At 62.7% G+C, this 977-nt stretch carries 1 protein-coding gene; it reads left to right on the forward strand.

Going from position 1 to position 977, the window contains the following annotated elements; genetic code table 11:
• The first annotated feature begins 3 nt into the window (after nucleotides 1–3).
• Nucleotides 4–864 (forward strand): carbon-nitrogen hydrolase family protein, encoded by an 861-nt coding sequence (locus D6877_RS29220; RefSeq protein ID WP_130912950.1) that lies wholly within the window; start codon nucleotides 4–6, stop codon nucleotides 862–864.
• Nucleotides 865–977 lie beyond the last annotated feature (113 nt).

Genomic DNA, 977 nt, shown 5'->3' on the forward strand with positions numbered 1-977 from the left:
GCCATGTCTTTAGCGGTGATTCAAATGGTCAGCCAGAGCGACGTGCCGGCCAATCTGGCCCAGGCCCGACGCCTGCTTGAACAGGCCGCCGCCGGCGGGGCGAAACTTGCGGTGTTGCCGGAAAACTTCGCCGCCATGGGCCGTCGTGACGTCGCCGATATCGGCCGCGCCGAGGCCTTGGGCGAAGGGCAGATCCTGCCCTGGTTGAAACAGACCGCCCGTGACCTCACCTTATGGATAGTCGCCGGCACATTGCCGTTGCCACCGTTGGGTCAACCCACGGCCAAAGCCAATGCCTGCTCGTTGTTGATCAATGAATACGGCGAGATCGTCGCGCGCTATGACAAGCTGCATCTGTTCGATGTCGATGTCGCCGACAATCGCGGCCAATACCGTGAATCCGATGACTATGCTTATGGCGGTAATGTAGTGGTGGCGGATACGCCGGTGGGGCGCGTCGGTCTGAGCGTGTGTTACGACTTGCGTTTCCCGGAGCTGTACAGTGAATTGCGTGCCGCCGGTGCCGAATTGATTACTGCACCGTCGGCCTTTACGGCCGTAACCGGCGCCGCGCACTGGGATGTACTGATCCGCGCGCGGGCCATCGAAACACAGTGTTATATCCTCGCGGCCGCACAGGGCGGCAGTCATCCAGGGCCACGCGAGACCTTCGGGCATGCGGCGATTGTCGACCCGTGGGGGCGTGTGCTGGCCCAGCAGGATCAAGGCGAGGCGGTGTTGCTGGCCGCCCGCGACAGCGATGAACAAGCGTCCATCCGGGCGCGCATGCCGGTGACGCGTCATCGGCGGTTTTTCTCGCAGGGCGCCCAGCGGCCTGCTTCAGAACACGAATTTAAGGCGTAAACCTATGAGCGAGTTGTTGTCCTCAGTCAGTGATCACCTGTTGGCACCCGGCGGTGTCACGATCGAGAGCCTGCAAGGCGTGCTCGGCGATCTGGCCGGGCCGGGCATCGATG

Source organism: Pseudomonas sp. Sample_9, assembly GCF_004307535.1.
GTDB classification, from domain to species: Bacteria; Pseudomonadota; Gammaproteobacteria; order Pseudomonadales; family Pseudomonadaceae; genus Aquipseudomonas; species Aquipseudomonas mercuritolerans.

Excerpts from the sequence above, each read along its gene's own strand:
- D6877_RS29220 (WP_130912950.1), top strand. The coding sequence starts at position 4 with ATGTCTTTAGCGGTGATTCAAATGGTCAGCCAGAGCGACGTGCCGGCC.